Origin of the sequence: Bradyrhizobium sp. YR681, from assembly GCF_000282615.1 — a bacterium.
Classification (GTDB): Bacteria; Pseudomonadota; Alphaproteobacteria; order Rhizobiales; family Xanthobacteraceae; genus Bradyrhizobium.
The window spans coordinates 24,318-45,480 of sequence record NZ_AKIY01000230.1 but is presented as its reverse complement, the minus strand read 5'-3'; the positions used below and the strand labels follow the sequence as shown (position 1 = coordinate 45,480).

The window sequence follows — 21,163 nt, the reverse complement described above, 5'->3', positions numbered from 1 at the left end:
CTGCTCGAAGTGAAAGACCTGGTCGCCGGCTACGACGGCACCTCCGTGCTGTGCGGCGTCAGTCTCGAGGTCGAGGCCGGATCGATCGTCGCGGTGCTGGGCGCCAACGGCGTCGGCAAGACGACCTTGAACAAGGTCCTGTCGGGCATCGTCCGTCCGCAACGCGGCGAGGTGATCTTCGATGGGCAACGCATCGATCGAAAGAGCCCGGCGGATATCGTTGCGGCAGGCCTCGTGCACGTGCCTGAGGGCCGCAAGCTGTTTCCCGATCTCAGCGTGCGCGAGAACCTGGAGCTTGGCTCCTACCGGCGCGGGAAAGCCGAGCGTGCCCGGACCATGGAGCAGGTGCTGACCGTGTTTCCTCGCCTGAAGGAACGCTTCGCGCAGCGCGCCGGCACGCTCTCCGGCGGCGAACAGCAGATGGTTGCGATCGGCCGGGGCATGATGGGGCAACCAAGGCTTCTCATTCTGGACGAGCCCTCGCTCGGGCTGGCGCCGCGTCTGGTCGAGGAGATGTTCACGCTGATCGGTCGCTTGAACGAGGTCGGACTGACGATCCTTCTCGTCGAGCAAAACGTCATGCAGTCGCTGGAGCTCGCCGATGCCGCCCACGTGATGGAGCACGGCTGCCTGGTGCTTTCCGGGACCGGAGCCGAACTGGCCGGAAACAGTGAATTGGCCAAGACCTATTTGGGAATGTGATGATGTTGCAAAATGCTTCCCTCCAGACCACGCGGCCGCAATGGCTGCATCGCTGGGCCGACTTCGCTGCAACGGTGGCGGCGGAGCAGCTTCCCGGGGATGTCGTGGCGCGCACCAAGCAGGTGCTGTTTGACTGCATCGGGGCGATCGCAGCGGGTGCGCAGGAGCCGGAGATGCAACGCCTGACGGCACGCCTCTGCCGTACGTCCGCTGACGATGCTGCTCCGGTCATCGGCGCCGGCCGTCGTGCTCCGGCCGGTCTCGCGGCATTCCTGAACGGCACCGCCGGCACCATGCTGGAGATCGACGAAGGCAATCAGTTCGCGCGCGGTCATCCCGGGATCCATGTCGTGCCGGCCGTTCTGGCGGCTGCCGAAGAGCTTGGCAGAAGCGGTGCGGATGTGTTGCTGGCCATTGCGCTCGGCTACGAAATCGGTTCGCGCATCGGCATTGCATCAAAGCTGCGCGTCACGATGCACCCGCATGGCACCTGGGGCACGGTGGGTGCTGCGGTGGCCGTTGCCAAACTGCGCAACGCGACCCGCGAGCAGATGGCGGAAGTCATCAATGTCTCATCGACACTCGGGCTGGCGACAAGCCGCCGGACCATGCTGGAAGGCGGTACCGTGCGCAACAGCTTCGCCGGCTTCTCGAACGAAATCGGCCTGCGCGCCTGGGAGATGGTGGATGCCGGATTTATCGGCGAGGCGGATGGGATCGGCACGATCTACGGCACCGTCATCGCCGATCAGTTTCAGCCCGGGGAGATGATCGCCGATCTCGGCACGCGGTGGGAGATCGCGCGCAACTATTTCAAGCGCCACGCCGCCTGCCGCTATAATCACGGCGCGCTCGACGCGCTGCAAAGTCTGATCGCGGAGGCCGGCGGCCATCTGAAGCCGGACGATATCGCCAAAATCGATGTCGATACCTACATCTGGGCAGCGCAGCTCGATGGTCAGCAGCCCCGCAACATGCTGGCGGCCAAGTTCTCGCTGCCATTTTCGCTGGCGACGACGATTGTCAATGGTGCGGCCTCGATCGCTGCCTTTCGCGATGATGCGCGGCGCGATGCGGTGACGCTCGCTTTGGCGGGGCGTGTTGCGGTGCGCGAGGACAAGGCGCTCACCACGATGCTGCCGGGCCTTCGTCCGGCGCGCGTGAAAATCACGCTGGTCGATGGCCGAATTCTCAGCGCCGAAGCTTACACCAACAAGGGCGATACCGAAGACCCCTACAGCGCGGAGGAAGTCCAGGACAAGTTCCGCGAGGTCGCAGGATCGGTCTGGAGCAGCGCGCATTGTTCATCGATTCTCAGAGCGGTCGAGGATCTGGACCGTGCGCCTGACCTTGCCGCTTTATCGCGTCTGCTTGCCGCGTGATCGGGGAGGGCATGATGTCTGATCAAACGTCTCTCAAGACCATGTTGCACGGGCCGGACATCGTGCTGGCTTCCGGTGTTTATGACGCCTTGACCGCTTCGCTGGCAACCGATGCGGGATTTCGTGCGCTCTATCTGTCCGGCGCAAGCATCGCCTACACCCGGCTCGGGCGCCCCGACATCGGGCTCGTGACCATGTCGGAGGTGGCCGAGACGCTGAGTCTGATCCGCGATCGCGTCGCCACGCCTTTGATCGTCGATGCCGATACCGGCTACGGCAATGCCCTCAACGTCCAGCGCACCATGCGTTTGTTCGAGCGCGCCGGCGCCACCGCGATCCAGCTCGAGGACCAGACCTTCCCAAAGCGCTGCGGTCACCTGCAGGACAAGAGTCTCATCCCGACGACGGAGATGGTCGGCAAGATCAGGGCGGCGACCGACGCGCGCCTCAGCTGCGAAACCCTGGTGATCGCGCGAACCGACGCGGTGGCGGTCGAAGGCTTTGAGCAGGCCGTCGAACGCGCCGGGCGGTATGCCGAGGCCGGCGCGGACGTGCTGTTCGTCGAGGCGCCGCGCAACGAGGCACAGCTTCGGGCCATCGCGCAGAGACTTGGCGACCGGCTGCCCTTGATGGCGAACATGGTCGAAGGCGGCCAGACACCCATCCTCGGCAAGGACAAGCTGCAGGCGCTGGGCTTTTCGCTGGTGATCTTTCCAGGCGGCATCGTTCGTGCGGTCGCCAAGGCGGCCAAAGCCTTTTACGAGACCCTCGCGCGCGATGGCACCACCGAAGCCTTTCGCAGTGACATGTTCGATTTCGACACGCTGAATGAGATCATCGGCACGCCGCAGATGCTGGAACTCGGGCAGAGCTACGAATTCCCGGCGAACGGACCCGGCGACAAAACCAGATGACGGCGGCACAGATGACCAAGACGATCGACCCCGTAACCCTGGCTGTGCTCAAGGGGCGCCTCGAGCAGATTGCCGACGAGATGGACGCCACGCTCTATCGTTCGGCCTTCAATCCCATCATCGCCGAGGCCCGCGATGCCTGTCATGGTCTCTATCACGCCGAGACCGGCGCGACCCTGGTTCAAGGGACCACCGGCCTGCCGATCTTTGTCGGCGCGATGGCTTTTGCCGTCAAAGCGGTGATCGACAAGGTCGCGCGCGATGCCGCCTCCGGCCGTGATCATCTGCAGCCCGGCGATACATTCCTGTTCAACGACCCCTATGAGGGTGGCACGCATCTCAACGACTTCCGGCTGGTCCGGCCGATCTACCGCAACGATCGGGTGTTCTGCTGGATCGCCTCGGTTGGCCATTGGCTGGACATCGGAGGCAATGTACCTGGCGGCTTCAATTCTCGCGCCACCGAAAGCTTTCAGGAGGGTGTGCGGTTTCCGCCGATAAAACTGTTCCGCGCCGGCGTGATCAACGAAGACATGATCGATATCCTTGCCGCCAACAGCCGCGTGCCGACATCGAATTTCGGCGATCTGAACGGGCAGCTCAATGCTCTGGCGCTCGGCGAACGCCGCCTTGCCAGCCTGCTCGACGACTACGGCGAGGACACGATTTCGGCGGCGCTTGATGTCTTCACCCGCAGGGCGTCGGCGTTGATGCGCGAGAATCTCCGCGCCCTGCCCGACGGTGTCTACAGTTTCGAGGACTTTCTCGACAATGACGGCGTCGCCGACGAGCCGCTGAAGATCGCGCTTGATCTCACCATCGCCGGCGAGACCATGGTGCTGGATTTCTCCCGGTCGTCACCGCCCTGCGCCGGCCCGCTCAACATCGCCTATGCGACCGCCGCCGCCTGCTGTTACGTGGCGCTCAAGCACGTCTTTACCGACGTGCCCGCCAATGCCGGTTGTCTCGAGCCGATCACCTTCATCATTCCTGAGACGACCCTGCTCGGCGTCAAGGCGCCGCGTCCGGTCGGCGGCTACACCGAAACCATCCTGCGCGTCATCGGCGTCGTGTTTGGCGCTATCGCCATCGCCGCGCCGGATCGCGCCATGGCGGCGCCGTTCGGCACCATCAACGCCTTGTCGCTCGCGGGGTATCGCAATGACGGTTCGCGCTGGGTGATGTTCTCGTTTTTCGGCGGCGGGCTCGGCGGCAACCCCCTCAGCGATGGATTGAACCACGGCAACAATCCGATCTCGATGGCGACGATTCCGCCCGTCGAGATCCTGGAAGCTTCCTATCCCGTCATGTTCACGCAATGGGCGCTGCGTCCGGACAGCGCCGGGATCGGCCAGCATCGCGGCGGCCTCGGCGCCATCTACGAGATCGAAGCCCTCGGCGAGACCGGTGCCGACGTGTTCCTGCTGGGCGAGCGGGGCAAGTTCGCGCCGTTCGGCGTCAATGGCGGCGGCGCGGCGGCCCTGAACCGCTTCGTCTTCGACACGCCGGGCGGCAAGTCGTCACCGCCGCTGGCGTCAAAGATTACCGACGTGAAGATCGCCAAGGGACAGCGGGTCCGGCTTGAAACGCCCGGCGGCGGCGGATTCGGTCCGGCTGTCAGTCGCGATCCGGCAAAGGTCGAGCGCGACCTTCGCCTTGGCTATATCAGCACGGATGCCGTGGCGTTCGGAGTGAAGTCATGAGCGGCTCCTCGATCATTGGTGTCGATGTCGGCGGAACGTTTACCGATCTGTTCTTCTATGACCAGGACCGCGCGCAATTTCGCACCGCCAAGGTGCCCTCGCAGCGTGGCAACGAGGCTGAAGGGTTTCTGCTCGGTCTTAAGGTCCTCGGGCAGATCAGCAACTTCGGCGCGATCGTGCATGGCACGACGGTCGGTACCAACGCCTTGCTGGAGCGCAAGGGAGCACGCATCGGCCTGATCACGACCGCGGGATTCCGCGATGTGCTGGAAATGCGCCGTCGCGACCGGCCGCATACCTGGGGCCTGTGGGGCGATTTTGTGCCGGTGGTCGATCGCGACATGCGCCTTGAAGTCGACGAGCGGGTATTGGCTGACGGCAGCATTCGCACGGCCGTCGATCCCGCGGAAATTCAGGCGCAGGCGCGCAAATTGCTGGCGGCCGGAGCCGAGGCGCTCGCGATCGTCTTCATCAACGCCTATGCCAATCCGGCCAATGAACGCGCTGCGCTCGCTGCCGCACGCGCGGTCTGGCCCAATGACGACGTGGTTGCTTCCAGCGAAATCCTGCCCGAGATCCGGGAGTTCGAACGAACCTCCACGACGGCGCTCAATGCCTATCTGCAGCCGCTGGTCGGCCGGTATCTCGGCAGACTGCAGGATGCTCTGAGCGGTGAAGGCTTCAAAGGGCAGTTTCACATCGTGCAGTCGAATGGCGGCGTCATGTCGACGGCGATGGCACGAAAATTCCCGGTGCGCACCGCGCTGTCCGGCCCCGCCGCCGGCGTGATCGCTGCCGGGGCCATTGCCCGCGCCGCCGGTTTTGACAATGTCATCACCGGCGATCTCGGCGGCACCTCTTTCGACGTGTCCCTGATCGCCGGCGGCCAGGCCTCGCTTGCGGCGCAGACCACGATTGATTTCGGATTGGTGATCCGCACGCCGATGATCGAGATCACGACGATCGGCGCCGGCGGTGGTTCGATCGCGCATGTCGATCGCGGTGGATTGCTGCAGGTCGGTCCGGAGAGCGCCGGCTCGGTGCCGGGGCCGGTCAGCTACGGGGCAGGCAATGATCGGCCGACACTGACCGATGCCAATGTGGTGCTCGGCCGCATCAACGCCGAGAGGCCGATCGGGGGCAAGCTCGCGCGATTGGATGTCGAGGCGGCGAAAGCGGCAATTCTTCGCCATGTCGGGGATCCGCTGGGGCTGGATGCGATGGCGGCCGCGGAGGCCATCGTGCGGATCGCCAATGCGCGCATGGCCGGCGCGATCCGGCTGGTGTCGATCGAACGCGGTCATGACCCCGGCAATTTCGCCATCATGCCGTTCGGTGGCGGCGGCGCGCTGCATGCGGGCGCGCTGCTGCGCGAGGTGGGGCTGAAGCTGGCTTTGGTTCCGCGCTTTCCGGGCATCACGTCGGCGCTCGGCTGCGTCATCGCCGATCTCCGGCATGACCAGGTGCAGACCGTCAATTTGATGCTGGAAGGTCTCGACGCAACGAGGCTGGACCAGCGGATGATCGCGGAAGGCAAGGCGGCGCATGCCGTGGTCGCATCGGCGGGCGTCCAGGTCGACCGCATAGATGTGATCTACGAACTCGATATGCATTATGTCGGGCAAACCCATACCATCGGGGTGACGCTGCCGGTCACTTTCGGCGACACCACCACCGGTATCGATGCCGGGATGATCAGGCAGGCCTTTGAGGCTTCCTACCAGGCGCAGTTCAGTCGCAAATTGCCCGGCATTCCGGTCAAGATCGTTACGCTGCGCACCGCCGCCATCGGCCGGCGGCCGCATTTCGACCTCGCCGCACTGGCACCGTCTGCCGATGCATCGATCGACAAGGCGAAGCTCGAGGACCGCAATGTCTGGTTCGACGGCGCCTGGCATCGCACCTCGATCTGGTCGCGGCTCGAACTGCCGGTCGGCGCGGTGATTTCCGGACCGGCGATCCTGGAGCAAGGCGACGCCACCACCGTGGTTGAACCTGGTCTTGTTGCGCGCGTGGATGCGCTCGGCAACATCATCATCGAAAGGCAATCGGCATGAGTGGTGATCCGATTCCGGTAACGCGCACGGCATTGCTGATCGTCGATCTGCAGAACGATTTCCTGCATCCCGACGGCGCCTACGCGCGAGGCGGGCAGGGCGCCGCTTCGATTGCAGCGCTGCCTTCGCGGCTGAAGCCGCTCGCTGACGTCTTTCGCGCTGCGGGTGGCTGGATCATCTCGACGCATTTTACGCTGGTCCCCGGCAAAGATGGCGAACCGCTGATCTCGCCGCATCTGAAAGCGCTGCGACCATTCCTGTGCAAGGGCGATTTCGCGCCGGGCAGTTGGGGCCACGCGCTTGTCGATGAATTGGCGCCTTCGGACCTGCAGATCGAGAAGATCGCCTATTCGGCGTTCTACATGACGCGGCTTGAATGGCTGCTGCGGAAGTTTTCAATCGACAGGCTGGTCGTCGGCGGCATCGTCACCAATGGTGGCGTGGCGTCGACGGTGCGCGATGCGCATGTGCGGGATATCGAAGCCGTCGTGCTATCCGACGGCTGTGCCGCCTTCGACGATGCCACCCACCAGACCGCCATCGCGGCATTGAAGCCGGTTGCCCGGGTGGCAACCATCGCCGACATGCTGGCGGAGACGAAGCGGTGACCATCAAGCCGGTTCCGTCCGAGGGTTTCGAGACAACTATTTCGGTTCTTGTCGTCGGGGGCGGGGCGGCAGGTCTTTGCGCCGCGCTCGCTGCCCACGAGGCCGGCGCGGAGGTCGCGATTTTCGAGCGCGATCCCCTTCCGCGCGGTTCGACCGCTTTATCGGCCGGGCTGATACCGGCTGCGGAAACGCGGTTTCAGAAATTGCACGGCATCGTCGATACGCCGGAGCTCTTTGCTGCTGATATCCGCAAGAAGGCACATGGAGAGGCCGATGATGCGATCGTCGATCTCGTCGCAGCGCAGTCTGGTCCTACGGTCGAATGGCTTGCCGATCGCCATGGCCTGCCATTTTCCGTGGTGCATGATTTCGACTATCCGGGCCATGCGGCGCGCCGGATGCATGGTCTGCCGAGCCGATCCGGCGCCGAGTTGATCGATCGTCTGCGGCAAGCGGTCGAGGAGGCTGGCTTGCCGTTGATGGTGCAAGCGGCCGTCACCGGGCTCTTTGGCGATGCCGAGCGTCGCATTCACGGACTTGAGATAACGCGACCGGATGGAACGCGGGACGCGATCGGGTGCGATACCTTGATCCTCGCCTGCAACGGATATGGCGGCAATCCGGCGTTGGTTGCGCAACACATCCCGGAGATGCAGGGCGCGCTCTATTTCGGCCATCCGGGCAATCGCGGCGATGCCGCGCTCTGGGGCGAGGCGCTGGGTGCAAAACTCCTCCATATGTCCGGCTACCAGGGCCACGGATCGGTGGCACATCCCCATGGCATTCTGATTACCTGGGCCACGATCATGGAAGGGGGCTTTCAGGTCAACACAAACGGCCGACGCTTCTCGAACGAGAGCCTCGGCTATTCCGAGCAGGCGGCTGCGGTCATTGCCGAGCCGGAGTCGATTGCATTCAGTGTTTTTGATGAGCGAATTGCGACCGTCGCACGCCAGTTCGAGGATTTCAGGCGCGCCGAGGCGAGCGGCGCGGTGATCGAGGCTGACAGCATCGAGGCGTTGGCAGTGCGTCTTAAATTGCCGGCCGATGCCCTTGGGGAAACTTTCGCAGCGGTCGCAGGTCTCAAGCAAAGTGGCGACGCCGACGCATTCGGGCGGAGTTTTGCCGGCGTCGCGCCGCTGTTGCCGCCCTTCAAGGCCGTTCGTGTGACGGGTGCGCTTTTTCACACCCAGGGAGGTCTTGCCGTCGATCGCCACGCGCGCGTGCTCGACCGGGATGCCCACCCATTGCCCAACCTTTTCGCCGCGGGTGGCGCGGCGGCCGGAGTTTCCGGGGCGCAGGCCAGCGGATATCTTTCGGGCAATGGCCTGCTGACGGCGACGGTGCTGGGTCGCATTGCCGGCATCTCTGCTGCGAAAATCTGCAGCCGCCTTCGTTAGACGTCAGGCCCGCAGCGTTGACAACGCGGTGGTTGCGCTTCCGCGATTTGAACCTTCCGTTCGACAAGCCTTCCGGGTTTCACGCGAACGATCGAAGGAAATATCGCAGATTGGCGTTGCGTGGGGAGAAGCGATCGCGGTCTCGGTCGCCCTTGTCGCGTGCAATTTCTTCTCGACGTATGCCCGAGCTTAAGTTTTCAGCACGCACGGGCGCCAAAAGCGACCCGAAGCGATCGGGACGGACCGCTTCTCCAGGCATGACCGGAGTGCTGTTACCAGCCTCCACGACGACAGCGCGTAGGAGGTCGGCACAGTACTTGCTTAGTTCATTCGGTCGATCCCGCAACTTGATCGTGGTTATGGAGCCGAGATGCCCACCAAACCATTTCACTTGGCCTGGTTCCTTCAGGGATCGAGCGTGCAGGCCTGGGGCGAATCCTGGACCGGACATATCGGCCAGACCTGGATGGAGCCTGAGCTGTTCCTGAACGCGGCGCGTGCGCTCGAGCGCGCCTGCTTCGACTACATCCTGCTCGAAGATTCGTCCTATGTCGGCGAGAGCTTCGGTGGCTCGACCGACATCTATCTCAAGAACGGCATCGCGGTGCCGCGTCAGGATCCGTCAGTGGTGGCGGCGCTGATGACGCAGGTGACATCGCGCATCGGCATCGTGCCTACTTTTGGAACATACGCCTACCATCCCTATCTGCTCTCCCGCCTGGTGGCGACGCTCGACCAGGTGTCGGGCGGGCGCATCGGCTGGAATGCCGTCACCGGCAGTTCGGACTTCGCGGCCATGAACTTCGGCATGCCGGGCATGCCGGAGCACGATCTGCGCTATGACATGGCTGACGAATACATGGAGGTCTGCAACGGCCTGTGGGATTCGTGGGAGCCGGGCGCCATCATCGCCGACCGCAAGAGCGGCGTGCTGGTCGATCACAGCAAGGTGCACGCCGTCAATTACAGCGGCAAGTATTACAAGACGCGCGGTCCGCTCAACTCGGGGCCGGCGCCGCAGGGCCGACCCGTGATCGCCCAGGCCGGCGGCTCGCCGCGCGGACGCAAATTCGCCGCCGCCCATGCCGACACCATCGTGGTCCACGTCAAGGGCATCGAGGCGATGCGTTCCTACCGCGACGACGTCCACAAGCACATGATCGCATGCGGCCGCAAACCCTCCGATTGCAAGGTGCTCTATCTCATCAACCCGATCCTCGGCGACACCATGCAGGATGCCCAGGAGCGCAAGAAGAGGCGGGCCGCCATCGCGATGGAACGCATCGACGAGCGGCTCGCGCATTTCGGCAAGGTGACCAATATCGACTTCGGCAAGTTCGATCTCGAAAAGCCGCTGCCCGACGATGTGACCACCAACGGCCATCAGCAGAATCTCGAGCAGTACCGCCTGATGGCGAAAGGGCGCTCGATCCGGGAGACGATGGCGAGCTTCAATGCGGTCGACCTGTCGGTCGAGCTCTGCGGCACACCCGACGCCGTCGCCGCACAGATGGGCGAGGTGATGCAGGACGTCGGCGGCGACGGATTCCTTTTCTCGATGCCCAACGTCAACCGCCGCACACTCGCCGAGATCGAGGACGGGCTGGTGCCGGCGCTGCAGGATCGCGGCCTGATGCGCAAGGCCTACGAGCACAAGCACTTCCGCGACAATCTTCTGGCGTACTGATCACCCCAAGCAGGAAGGCAGAAAGCCGTCATGCGCGATCATCGTTCTCCGACCAAATTCAACCGCCGCACGGCAATCGGTCTGCTGGGCGCAGGCCTTGCGGCGCCGTTCATCCGCCCTGGTCACGCCGAGGCCGCGTGGCCGGAGCAGACCACGATCCCCGACATCCTGAAGGGCAGCGGCGAGGTTCGCATCGCCACCTTCGGCGGCACGATGCAGGAGACCCAGCAAAAGGCTTATTTCGAGCCGTTCGAGAGGTTGTCCGGCATCAAGGTGCATGCCTTTCCCGGCACCAACCCGACCAAGATCAAGGCCATGGTCGAGACCGGCAACGTCGAATGGGACATCGCCCAGCTCAGCCGCGGCTCGATCATGAACCTGCAGAAGCAAGGCGACTACTTCGAGAAGATCGACTATTCCCTGATCGACGACGGTGTCGGCGCCGCCTACCGCTTCGAATACGGCCTCGAGATGCTGGTGTGGGCGCAGGTGATGGGCTATCGGACCGACGCCTTCAAGGGCGCCGCGCCCAAAGGCTGGGCAGACTTCTGGGACACCAAGAAATTTCCCGGCGACCGGGCCATGGGCGGCACCGGCGCCGGCGGCTGGCCCGAGATGGAATTCGCCCTGATGGCGGCCGGCGTGCCGGCCGACAAGCTCTATCCGCTCGATATCGACAAGGCTTTCGCAAGCTACGAGGGGATCAAGAAGGCGGTCGTCAAATGGTGGGACACGGGCGCGGTGCCGGTCCAGCTTCTGACCGACCGCGAGGTCGCCATGACAACCGTCTGGAACGGTCGCATGGCTGCGCTGCAGGCGGCGAACGTTCCCGCCGCAATATGCTGGAATCAGGGGCTGATGAAGCGCGACGCCTGGGGCATCCCCAAGGGCGCCAAGAACGCCACGAATGCGATGAAGTTCGTAGCCTATTCGACCATGGCGATCCCCCAGGCGCGCATCGCCTTCGGAATCCCCTATGGTCAGGTCAACGCCAAGTCGAACGACTACATCCCGCCGGAACGGCTGGCCGTGCTGCCCAGCGCCCCCGCCATCAAATCGCAGCTCGTGAACTATGACTATGATTGGTGGATCGACAATCGCGACACGGTTGTTGGTCGCTTCAACAAATGGCTGCTGAGCTGACGACGATGACCGGGGCTGGCCGCGGCGCGTCGGTATCGCTCAGCAACCTGGAACGGCGCTATGATCGCGTGGCGGCGGTCGCCGGCGTTTCGCTGGATATTCTCTCCGGCGAGTTCCTGACGCTGCTGGGACCGAGCGGATCCGGCAAGTCGACGACCTTGATGATGATCGCCGGCTTCGAGACGCCGACCGGCGGCGACATCGCCATCGACGGGAAGTCGGTCGTCGCCATGCCGCCCTATCGCCGCAACATCGGCATGGTGTTCCAGAACTACGCTCTGTTTCCTCATCTCACCGCAGCCGACAATATCGGATTTCCGCTCAAGCAGCGCGGCGTGGGCAAGGCCGAGCGGGAAAAGCTGGTCCGCGAGGCGCTGGCGCTGATGCAATTGCCCGACCATGGCGAGCGCTACCCGCGCCAATTGTCCGGTGGCCAGCAACAGCGGGTCGCGCTCGCGCGCGCCATCGTGTTCAAGCCGCGCCTTCTTCTGATGGACGAACCCCTGGGCGCGCTCGACAAGCAGCTCCGCGAGAATCTGCAACTGGAGATGCGCCGCCTTCACGCCGAACTTGGCATCACCTTCATTTATGTCACCCACGACCAGGAGGAGGCTCTCACCATGTCGGACCGTATCGCCGTCATGAATGGAGGACTGGTGGCGCAGGTCGGACGGCCCGAGGATCTGTATGACCGGCCGGGCAGCCGTTTCGTCGCCTCCTTCCTCGGCGAGTCGAATTTCCTCCCGGCCATCGTGCGCGGCGTCGAGGACGATATCGTGGTGGCCGAGTGCGAAGGGTCCATCGTCCGTGCCTTGTGTCCGGGCCGGCCCGCCACCGGCGAGAAGGTCATGCTGACGACGCGTCCTGAGCGTATCCGCTTCGCCGACGGCGCCTTTGCTTCGACCGCGCCGCAGAACCGTCTCAGCGTCACCGTGACCGAGGCGGTGTTTGCCGGCGAACGCTGCCGCTACATGTTGCAGGCACGCGACGGTACCGCGATGGTGTTGAAAGAACCGTCGAGTGCGGCGATCCGGCGCCGCGCGGTCGGCGAGCGGACGGAGATCGCCTGGTCGGTCGCGGATACGATCCTTGTCTGAGGGGGTCGAAATCCGTTTCGAAGGACTGGCCGCCGGGCGGCAGAGCGGCGTGCGGCTGCCCTGGCGGTTGTCCTGGCGGCCGGTCATGCCGCTGCTGCTGGCGGCACCGCTTCTGCTGTTCATGCTCGTGTTCTATGCATTGCCGGTGCTGTCGATGTTGATGCGCAGCGTCAACGATCCCAGCTGGACGCTGTCGCATTATGCCTCCCTGCCGGGCGACACGGTGTTCCTGAAAGTCTTCTCGAACACGCTTTACACGTCGTTGACCGTCACGGCGGGGGCGCTGCTGCTGGGCTATCCCGTCGCTCTCTCGCTGGTGCGCGCGCCGCGCTACGCGCCGCTGATCCTGTTTCTGGTCCTGCTGCCATTCTGGACCAGCGTGTTGGTCCGCAGCTACGCCTGGATGGTGCTGTTGGGCCGGCACGGCCTCATCAATGAGGCGCTGCTCGCGGCAGGCATGATCGACCGGCCGTTGCGCATCCTCAATACGCCGCTGGCGACCCAGATCGCGATGGTTCACATCCTGCTGCCCTACATGGTTCTCCCGATCGCCAATGCGCTCCGACAGATCGATCCGTCGCTGGCGCGCGCGGCGTCCGGGCTGGGCGCCACGCCGTGGGCGACCTTTCGGCAGATAACGCTGCCGCTCTCCATGCCGGGCGTCGCCGCCGGCGTGCTGCTGGTATTCGTGCTGGCGCTGGGCTTCTACATCACGCCGGCCATGGTCGGCGGCACGCGCGAGATCACGCTATCGATGCTGATCGCCCAACAGGTCGATCAGCTCAACTGGGCCTATGCAGCGACCCTGTCGGTCCTGCTGCTGGCAACGGCGCTCGCCATCATCGCGGTTTTCTATCGGCTGCCTGGTGTCGGCCATACGCTCCGAGCGAGCGCACGATGACAGTCGCCCGCGCGCTGCCGGCGATGCTCGTGGGCCTCATCCTCCTGTTCCTCGCCTTGCCCATCGTCGTCGTGATGGTGGTCTCGTTTTCTTCGGCGACCTACCTGACGTTTCCACCGCCAGCGTTCGGGTTGCGCTGGTACAGTGTCTATTTCGGCAGCGACGATTGGTTGCGCTCGACATGGCTCAGCCTCTGGGTCGCAGCCGCCGTGGTCGTGCTGGCGACGCTGCTCGGAACGCTGGCAGCGCTTGGCATCGCCCGCCTGCCCAAAGCACTCCGCGTTCTGGCCTCGGCGCTGATCCTGTCGCCGTTGATCGTGCCGGTGATCGTCGTGGCCATCGGCATCTACTACGCCTTCGCGCGCTACGGCTTGGTCGGCACGCCGGCCGGCCTGATCTTCGCCCATACCTGTCTTGCGGTGCCCTTCGTCGTCACCAGCGTGAACGCCAGCCTCGCGGGCATCGACCCCCGCCTGGAGCAGGCGGCGCTGAGCCTCGGCGCTACACCCATCGGCGCTTTTTTCCAGATCACGCTGCCGCTGATCCGCCCCGGCGTTCTGGTCGGCGCCCTGTTCGCCTTCATCACGTCGTTCGATGAGCTGGTCGTTGCGCTGTTCATATCCGGCTCCGGCGCGGTCACGCTGCCGCGCCGCATGTGGGACGATTTGCTCTATCAGATCGAGCCAACCATCGCGGCGGTTTCAACCCTGACCATCGTGCTGACGGTCGTGTTGATGGGCTGCGCCCACCTCCTTGGAAAACGAGCGGCCGCCTGACCTTTGGTCCAGCCGAGACGCCGCGTGCGATTTGGCCGGATGTGCAGGTTAGTTCTGGCGACCGAGCAAGGCGTACACGGGAATCTTTGCGGCGCTTTGCAGTGTGCGTTGTGCAGCCCCTCAGGAACCGCCGGCGCCGACTGAGCCGGAAGAGCGCGACCGGCGCGCCTGAAGCACTTCGATGATCGCAAACATGACGATCACGACAATGAGGACAACGACGGATGCTGCGGCGATGACGGGGCTGACCTGGAGCAGGATTCCATCCCACATCTGCTTCGGCAAGGTCGTCTTGATCCCGCCGCCGACGAACAGCGCGATCGTCAGTTCCTCGAACGATTGCAGGAAACCGGTTACGAAGCCGACGGCGAGGCCACCTGCCACGAGCGGCAAGGTGATGCGCCAGAAGGTGCGCAGCCGTCCGGCGCCGAGCGTCGAGGCCGCCGCGTCAAGCTTCCAGTCGTAGCCCTTGAAGGTCGCCAGCATGATCATGAACACCACCGGCATGGCGATAATCGTGTGACCGATGGTGATGCCGATGTTGCTCGCCACCAGCCCCATCCTCGCGAACAGATAGAACAGCGCGATCGCGATGACGATGGATGGGACCATCATTGGCGAGAGGCAGAGCAAGAATGCGATGCCGCCAAGTCGGCTGCGAGTCCTGGCCACGCCATAGGCCGCCATCGATGCGATCAGCAGCGTGATGGCCGCAGCCGCGAACCCGATGCCGAATGAACGGGTTATGGCGCCGAGCCAGAGCGGGGAGGCGAAGAACTGCTCGAACCAGCGCGCGCTCCAATTGGGAGGTGGAAACGACAGAAAGCTCGAGCCGGTGAAGGCCATCGGCACAAAGGCGATGATCGGTGCCAGCAGCAGGGCGATCATGACCCAGGCATAGACCGAGAGCAGGACGCGCCCGCGCAGGCCGCGAATATTGCGCTTCCAGGCCTCCTCGATCGCGCCGAAAACCAGCCCGGCGGCGTTGACGATGGCAAGCCCGGCACGGCGCACCGGGCCGTCGGCTTTTGTCGTCCGGCCGCTGCCTGTCGTCACCGCCGACAGGTCGAAGATGCGGTCATAGATGAAGCAGATCGTGATGGTCGAGACCAGGAGAATCGCGGCGAGCGCGCTGCCGAGCTGCCAATTCTGCAGTTCGTTGATCTGCAGGATGATGAGCTGCCCGATCATGGTGTCCCTGGCGCCGCCGACGAGCGCCGGCGTGATGAAGAAGCCGAGCGAGGCAACGAGAACCAGGAGCCCAGCCGAAGCGACGCCGCGCACCGAGGGTTGGAAGAACACCTGCCAGAATGCGCGCGCGCCGTTGGCGCCGAGCGTCGATGCCGCCATCGTCAGGCGGCGATCGATCTGGTTCATGACCGGCAGCATCGTGACGACCGCCAGCGGCAGCAGCGTGTGCACCATGGCGAAGATGACGGTGGTGCGCCCGAACAGCAATTGATCTCCGCCCTTCAGGCCGATCGCGGCCATGGTCTTCGCCATGATCCCGTTGCGCCCGAGCAGCACCAGCCAGGAAAAGTTCTTGATCAGCGCGCTGGTCCAGAACGGCAGCAGCACGAACAGCGCGGCGATACGCTGCTGCCGGGGCGGCTTTTGCGACAGCCAATAGGCGAGGGGATAACCCAGCACCAGGCAGAACATCGTGGTCCAGCACGCGACCTGGAATGTCGTCGAGAGCACGGTGAGATAGGGGCCGCCGTTCCAGATGCGCAGGAACGGTGCGAAGGTCAGTGCGCCCGTGACCTTGTCAATCACGCTCACGGACAACATCTGCGCGGTCGGCCAGACCAGGAACAAGGCCAGGAAACCGAGGCCAGGCAGCGCCAGCCACAGCGGATCGAGCTTGAGCTTGCGCGCCTTGGTGCGCGGATGCTCGGCAACTCCGAGAGACGTCGTCTCGGCCATCTTTCAATGTCCTCGTTCGGTCCGTCGCAGCGCGGTCATCCCGGTCTATGCGCGCTTGGCAAGCGGCGTCGTCGCCAGTGAGGTGTGGCGGTTCTCGGGCCGCGCGAGGCCAAGGTGCTCGCGGAGGGTCCGTCCTTCATAGTCGTGGCGGAACCGTTCGCGCCGCTGCAGCTCCGGGACCACCTTCTCGACGAAGTCGGTCATCGTGCTCGGCAGTGCGACGAACGAGATCATGAAGCCGTCGCAGGCGCCTGCGTCGATCCAGGCTTCCATGTGATCGGCCACCTGGGTCGCGGTGCCGCAGAACGTCGCCTTGGCGCGATTGAAGCGGCGCGCGATCTCGCGCAACGTCAGGCCCTGCCGGATCAGGCCGGCGATCTCGTCGAAATAGGCCTTGTGGAGGTTGGACGTCGCAGGAATCCGGCTGACCGGCACCGGCTCGTCGAGCGGCAGATCCGACAGGTCGGTTTCGAGGTCTTGCCCGAGGCGCAAGACGCCGACGTCGGGATGGACCAGGTCCTGCCAGCGATCGAGCTTGTCGCGTGCCTCCTGCTCGGTCTCGCCGATCACGACCGAAATGCCCGATGCGATCTTCAAGTCATCAGGCCGACGGCCAAACTTGACCATTCGGGCCTTGAGATCGCTGTAGAAGGCCTTGGCGGCGTCGAGATTGCCGCTCGAACCGAACACCACTTCGGCATGTTCGGCCGCGAAATCCCGGCCCGTGTCGGACGCGCCGGCCTGGATGATGACCGGGCGGCCCTGCGGCGAACGCTCGATGTTGAGCGCGCCATGCACGGTGAAGTATTTGCCCTTGTGGTCGACCAGATGCTGCTTCTCGGGCAGGAAGCTTTGGCAGGTCTCCTTGTCGTAGACGAAGGCGCCGTCTTCCCAGGTGTCCCAGAGCGCTTCGACGACTTCGAGGAACTCCTTCGCCTTGGTGTAGCGGTCGGCGTGCGGGGGCAGCCGTTCGAGACCGAAATTGCGCGCCGCGTAGTCGTTGGCGGAGGTCACCACGTTCCAGGCGGCGCGGCCATGCGAGATGTGGTCCAGCGAGGCGAACAGCCTCGCAACATTATAGGGTTCGTAGAAGCTGGTGGATGCGGTGGCTCCAAGGCCGATGCGGGTCGTCGCCCCCGCAATGGCCGAAAGCAGCGTGATCGGCTCCAGCACGTTCATGAACAGCGGCGACCGGCTCCAGGCTCTCAGATTCTCGGTGCGCGCCGCCGGCGTGTCCGCGATGAAGAAGAAGTCGAACTTGCCGCGTTCGGCGAGTTGCGCCATCTCGCGGTAGTAGTCGATGTCGGTCGAGGCGTGCGGCCGCGCCTCGTCCATCAACCAGGATGCCGCGTGCGATCCGTTGGCATGCACCAACGCGCCGATCACCATCTGTTTCTTCTTGCTCATGACCGTCCCTCGATGTTTTCCCCGCGTCGCAGGCGCTACTTCTTGCCGCCCATCAGGAGCCATTCCTGGAAGCGCTCCGAGACCTCTGCGTAGTTCTTGCCCCAATAGGCATAGTCGCGCACGGTGAGGCCGGCGAGATTTTCAGGCAGCGTCGGAAGCACCTTGGCGCGTTCCGGCGTGATGAACTTGTAAGCCTTGAGGTTGCTCGGACCATTGGCGACGATGCTGGAATAGGCGGCCTGGCGCTCGGGCTGCATGGAGAATTTCACGAACTCGCGGGCCTGTTTCAGCTTCGTCGTGCCCCGCGGAATCGACCAGCCGTCGATCGAGTAGAGGCCCTTCCAGATGATGTTGACCGGAGCGCCGGAATCGATCGCGGCAAAGGCGCGGGCCGACCACGTGTCGGCCATGTCGACTTCGCCGTTCTGCAGGATCTGGGTGTTCTGCGCGCCGGCGGTCCACCACACCGCGACCTCGGAGCGGATCTTGTCCATCATCTTGAAGGCGCGATCGACGTCGAGGGGGTAGAGATCCTTCGGCGCCACGCCATCGGCGAGCAACGCCGATTCCAGCACGCCCTTGGGATTGCGGTACAGGCCGCGGCGTCCCGGAAACTTGGTCGTGTTCCAGAAGTCGGCCCAGCCCGTCGGGGCCTCCTTCTTGTAAACGTCCGTGCGGTAGGCCATCACGATGCCATAGGCCGAGAAGCCGAACCAGTTCGGCATCAGCGCGCCCGAAATCAGCTCGTCATCCGGACCCTTGGTGATCTCGAGCGGCTCGAGATAGTTCTTGTCCTGGGTCAGGCGCAGCACGTCGTCGGGGGTGACCATGCAGACGTCCCAGAGCTTGCTGTTCGTGTCGACGATGACCTTGAACTGCGTGACCGGATCGGATTCGTGGGCAACACCTTCGACGCGGATGCCGGTGGCCTTCTCGAACGGATCATAGAAGGCGGTGCGCAGCGCGGCGCCCGGGGCGCCGCCGACGTCGGCGACGGTGATCTGCTCGGCTGCACCGGCCCGTCCGGGCCAGACCGCCGGCAGCGCGATGCCGGTGGCGGCCACGCCCGCTGTTTTCAGAAGCTTTCGTCGTGAGATGGGCGTGGTGGCGGACATTGCTGTTCTCTCCGTGATGCACTGGTCGGGAAGGACACGATGTGATGGCGCGGTGTTACGCGCCCGACATTGATGGACTGCTTTCGAGGACCCGGGCCTGGTTACGGTCCCACCGGATAAAGACGTTTTCACCGATTTCGACCGGTGGCAGGCCGGCTGCACGACGCGCGGTGATCAGCGTGCCGCTGGCGAGCCGGACCAGAAGCCGCGTCTCCGAGCCCGCATAGATGCTTTCCTGAACACGGCCGCTCAGCAGCGCCTCGTCGCCCTCGCAAAGAACGAGCTTTTCCGGGCGCACCACCAGCGCAGCCGGTCGGCCGAGCTGCATATCGCAACCGTCCGGGAGCGGAAGGACGCCATCGCGTGTCTCAAGGCATCCGTTGGCAGCAATGCTGCCATGGATCAGGTTGGATGCGCCGATGAAATCGGCGACGAAGACGTTGGCCGGCCGTTCGTAGATATCCTCGGGTGCGCCGAGTTGCTCGATCCGGCCCTCGTTCATCAGACAAATGCGGTCGGCCAGCGCGAGGGCCTCTTCCTGATCGTGCGTCACGAAGATGATGGTTGCGCCGGTTTCGCGGTGCAGCCGCTTGATCTCGATCCGCATGTCTTCCCTGAGTTTCTTGTCGAGCGCGGACAGGGATTCATCCATCAGGATCAGCGACGGCCGATAGACGAAGCAGCGCGCGAGCGCGACGCGCTGCTGCTGGCCGCCGGACAGCTCGCGGGGAAAGCGGTTGGCGAAGTCGGACAGCCCGACCATCGCGAGCGTCGCTTCGGCCCGGCTCTTGATTTCGCCCGCCGGCAGTCGCCGCATCTGCAACGGGAATGCGACGTTCTCGCGGACCGTGAGGTGAGGAAACAGTGCGTAGTTCTGAAACACCACGCCGATGTCACGCTTGTCCGCGGAATTGTCGGTCTCGTCACGGCCGTCGATGATCAGCTGGCCGCCCGATGGTTCGACCAGACCGCAGACGATCTGGAGGAGCGTCGTCTTGCCGGACCCGGATGGACCGAGTACCGCAAGGAGCTCGCCGGCAACCACCTTCAACTCGACCGGGCCGAGCACGGTTGCGTCGCCGTAAGCCTTCGAGATGCCACGAACGTGCAACTTGACCGTCGATACCGCCGGGCCGGTCGGCATCGATGCCGAGGCGTGATCCGGCACGATGAGCCCGGCGGCCGTCTCCTGTGCGTCGCGCGACGATCGCCACAACATACGAAACACGTCGCTGCGGCGGCGGCTTCGGAGAGGTGGAGCGGCGCGGATCGCGTCCATTACAGATCCTGTCAGGTCAACTCGGACAAAGTAAGCCTTCCGGATCCGCAAGGTGTAAATTACGAAAACCGGGTCCTTTGCTTAGACGACGCCTAATCGATCCGGTTGCGGAATTATTGGGCGAACAGTGATCAACCATTGATCTTTTCGCCTTCGGCGTTGGCGATCGATCGCTATAGCTTTCAGGTAATCAGCGGCGACGATTTTCTTATTTTACCTCGGCAATGGAATCCATAAGTCTCGCTTGCCTGACCTCGCCGCTCGGAGGAGCAATCGATGACGAATTCCGCCGCCTCGCCGGAAGAGCAGCAGCTTCGAGTTGATCTCGCGGCCGCCTTCCGCAGCATCGCCAGGCTTGGCATGCACGAGGCCGTCGCCAACCATTTCAGCGCTGCGATCTCCGCCGACGGGCGCCGGTTCCTGATGAATCCAAAGTGGCGGCACTTCTCGCGCGTCAAGGCGAGCGATCTCGTTCTGTTCGACCTTGATGATGAGCAAGGCGTCGAGGGACGGCCGGACGTCGATCCGACGGCCTGGGCCATCCACGGCCAGATGCACAGGCAGCTGCCCCAGGCGCGGGTCGTGATGCATCTCCACCCGCCTTTCGCGACCACGATCGCATCGCTCGTTGATCCCCAGATCAAGCCGATCGATCAGAATACCGCGCGCTACTTCAATCGCCTTGCCATCGACGACCGCTATGGAGGCATGGCTGACAGCGAGCAGGAGGGTGCGCGCCTTGCCGCGCTGCTCGGTAACAAGTCGCGGCTGATGATGGGAAATCACGGCGTGCTCGTGATCGCCAACACGGTCGGCGAAGCCTTCGACGACATCTATACGCTGGAGCGCGCCTGCCAGATCCTGGTCCAGGCCTATGCGACGGGGCAGCCGTTGAAGATTCTGCCCGACGCAGTCGCCGAAAGCACGGCGCAGGATTGGGAGCAGATCACGGATTTCTCGATTGCGCATTTCGAGGAGATGAAGCGCCTCCTGGATGCCGAGGATCCGTCCTACGCGCATTGACTGCGGTTGCGGTGCGGTGCCCGGGATAGTGCGAACGAGATCG

General features: G+C 64.1%; 17 protein-coding genes. 13 read left to right on the top strand and 4 right to left on the bottom strand.

The window, feature by feature from the left end; all coding sequences use genetic code 11:
- The 12 genes from PMI42_RS24825 to PMI42_RS24770 all read left to right on the top strand — a co-directional run bounded on the left by PMI42_RS24825 (window position 1) and on the right by PMI42_RS24770 (window position 14,370).
- Window positions 1–702, top strand: a complete 702-nt coding sequence (locus tag PMI42_RS24825) for an ABC transporter ATP-binding protein (protein ID WP_035966541.1) — start codon at window positions 1–3, stop codon at window positions 700–702.
- Window positions 702–2,084 carry an MmgE/PrpD family protein gene (locus tag PMI42_RS24820; protein WP_008139174.1) on the top strand — a complete coding sequence of 461 codons (1,383 nt, stop codon included), beginning with the start codon at window positions 702–704 and terminating at the stop codon, window positions 2,082–2,084. Before PMI42_RS24825 ends, PMI42_RS24820 begins: the two co-directional genes overlap by 1 nt.
- Before the next feature lie 14 nt (window positions 2,085–2,098).
- Window positions 2,099–2,998, top strand: a complete 900-nt coding sequence (locus PMI42_RS24815; RefSeq protein WP_008139172.1) for an isocitrate lyase/PEP mutase family protein — start codon at window positions 2,099–2,101, stop codon at window positions 2,996–2,998.
- Between the two features lie 11 nt (window positions 2,999–3,009).
- Window positions 3,010–4,701, top strand: a complete 1,692-nt coding sequence (locus PMI42_RS24810; protein ID WP_008139171.1) for a hydantoinase B/oxoprolinase family protein — start codon at window positions 3,010–3,012, stop codon at window positions 4,699–4,701.
- Window positions 4,698–6,758: a hydantoinase/oxoprolinase family protein gene (locus PMI42_RS24805; RefSeq protein WP_008139170.1), complete on the top strand. Its 2,061-nt coding sequence runs from the start codon at window positions 4,698–4,700 to the stop codon at window positions 6,756–6,758. Before PMI42_RS24810 ends, PMI42_RS24805 begins: the two co-directional genes overlap by 4 nt.
- Complete coding sequence (locus tag PMI42_RS24800; RefSeq protein WP_008139169.1) at window positions 6,755–7,366, top strand: cysteine hydrolase family protein; 612 nt, start codon at window positions 6,755–6,757, stop codon at window positions 7,364–7,366. The genes PMI42_RS24805 and PMI42_RS24800 overlap by 4 nt, the downstream gene beginning before the upstream one ends.
- Window positions 7,363–8,766 carry an FAD-dependent oxidoreductase gene (locus PMI42_RS24795; protein WP_008139168.1) on the top strand — a complete coding sequence of 468 codons (1,404 nt, stop codon included), beginning with the start codon at window positions 7,363–7,365 and terminating at the stop codon, window positions 8,764–8,766. Before PMI42_RS24800 ends, PMI42_RS24795 begins: the two co-directional genes overlap by 4 nt.
- Window positions 8,767–9,136: 370 nt before the next feature.
- Entirely contained in the window at window positions 9,137–10,453 is a 1,317-nt protein-coding gene (locus PMI42_RS24790) for an NtaA/DmoA family FMN-dependent monooxygenase (protein WP_008139167.1), read from the top strand.
- A 30-nt stretch (window positions 10,454–10,483) separates the two neighbouring features.
- Window positions 10,484–11,596 (top strand): ABC transporter substrate-binding protein, encoded by a 1,113-nt coding sequence (locus PMI42_RS24785; protein WP_008139166.1) that lies wholly within the window; start codon window positions 10,484–10,486, stop codon window positions 11,594–11,596.
- Window positions 11,581–12,693, top strand: coding sequence for an ABC transporter ATP-binding protein (locus PMI42_RS24780; RefSeq protein ID WP_240535284.1), 1,113 nt, complete (start codon window positions 11,581–11,583; stop codon window positions 12,691–12,693). The genes PMI42_RS24785 and PMI42_RS24780 overlap by 16 nt, the downstream gene beginning before the upstream one ends.
- Before the next feature lie 85 nt (window positions 12,694–12,778).
- Complete coding sequence (locus tag PMI42_RS24775) at window positions 12,779–13,594, top strand: ABC transporter permease (RefSeq protein WP_157195820.1); 816 nt, start codon at window positions 12,779–12,781, stop codon at window positions 13,592–13,594.
- Window positions 13,591–14,370, top strand: a complete 780-nt coding sequence (locus tag PMI42_RS24770) for an ABC transporter permease (protein WP_008139157.1) — start codon at window positions 13,591–13,593, stop codon at window positions 14,368–14,370. Before PMI42_RS24775 ends, PMI42_RS24770 begins: the two co-directional genes overlap by 4 nt.
- Window positions 14,371–14,490: 120 nt before the next feature.
- On the opposite strand, the gene PMI42_RS24765 is transcribed toward PMI42_RS24770, so the two are convergent.
- Genes PMI42_RS24765 through PMI42_RS24750 form a run of 4 tightly spaced genes read right to left on the bottom strand, consistent with a single transcriptional unit; the run spans window position 14,491 to window position 20,097 of the window.
- Window positions 14,491–16,296 (bottom strand): ABC transporter permease subunit, encoded by a 1,806-nt coding sequence (locus tag PMI42_RS24765; RefSeq protein ID WP_008139156.1) that lies wholly within the window; start codon window positions 16,294–16,296, stop codon window positions 14,491–14,493.
- Window positions 16,297–16,341: 45 nt separating this feature from the next.
- Window positions 16,342–17,703, bottom strand: a complete 1,362-nt coding sequence (locus PMI42_RS24760) for an LLM class flavin-dependent oxidoreductase (RefSeq protein WP_008139153.1) — start codon at window positions 17,701–17,703, stop codon at window positions 16,342–16,344.
- A gap of 35 nt (window positions 17,704–17,738) precedes the next feature.
- Entirely contained in the window at window positions 17,739–18,818 is a 1,080-nt protein-coding gene (locus PMI42_RS24755) for an ABC transporter substrate-binding protein (RefSeq protein WP_008139149.1), read from the bottom strand.
- A 55-nt stretch (window positions 18,819–18,873) separates the two neighbouring features.
- Window positions 18,874–20,097: an ABC transporter ATP-binding protein gene (locus tag PMI42_RS24750; protein WP_008139147.1), complete on the bottom strand. Its 1,224-nt coding sequence runs from the start codon at window positions 20,095–20,097 to the stop codon at window positions 18,874–18,876.
- Window positions 20,098–20,373: 276 nt separating this feature from the next.
- On the opposite strand from PMI42_RS24750, the gene PMI42_RS24745 reads away from it, so the two are divergent.
- Window positions 20,374–21,120: a class II aldolase and adducin N-terminal domain-containing protein gene (locus PMI42_RS24745; RefSeq protein WP_008139145.1), complete on the top strand. Its 747-nt coding sequence runs from the start codon at window positions 20,374–20,376 to the stop codon at window positions 21,118–21,120.
- Window positions 21,121–21,163: the final 43 nt, after the last annotated feature.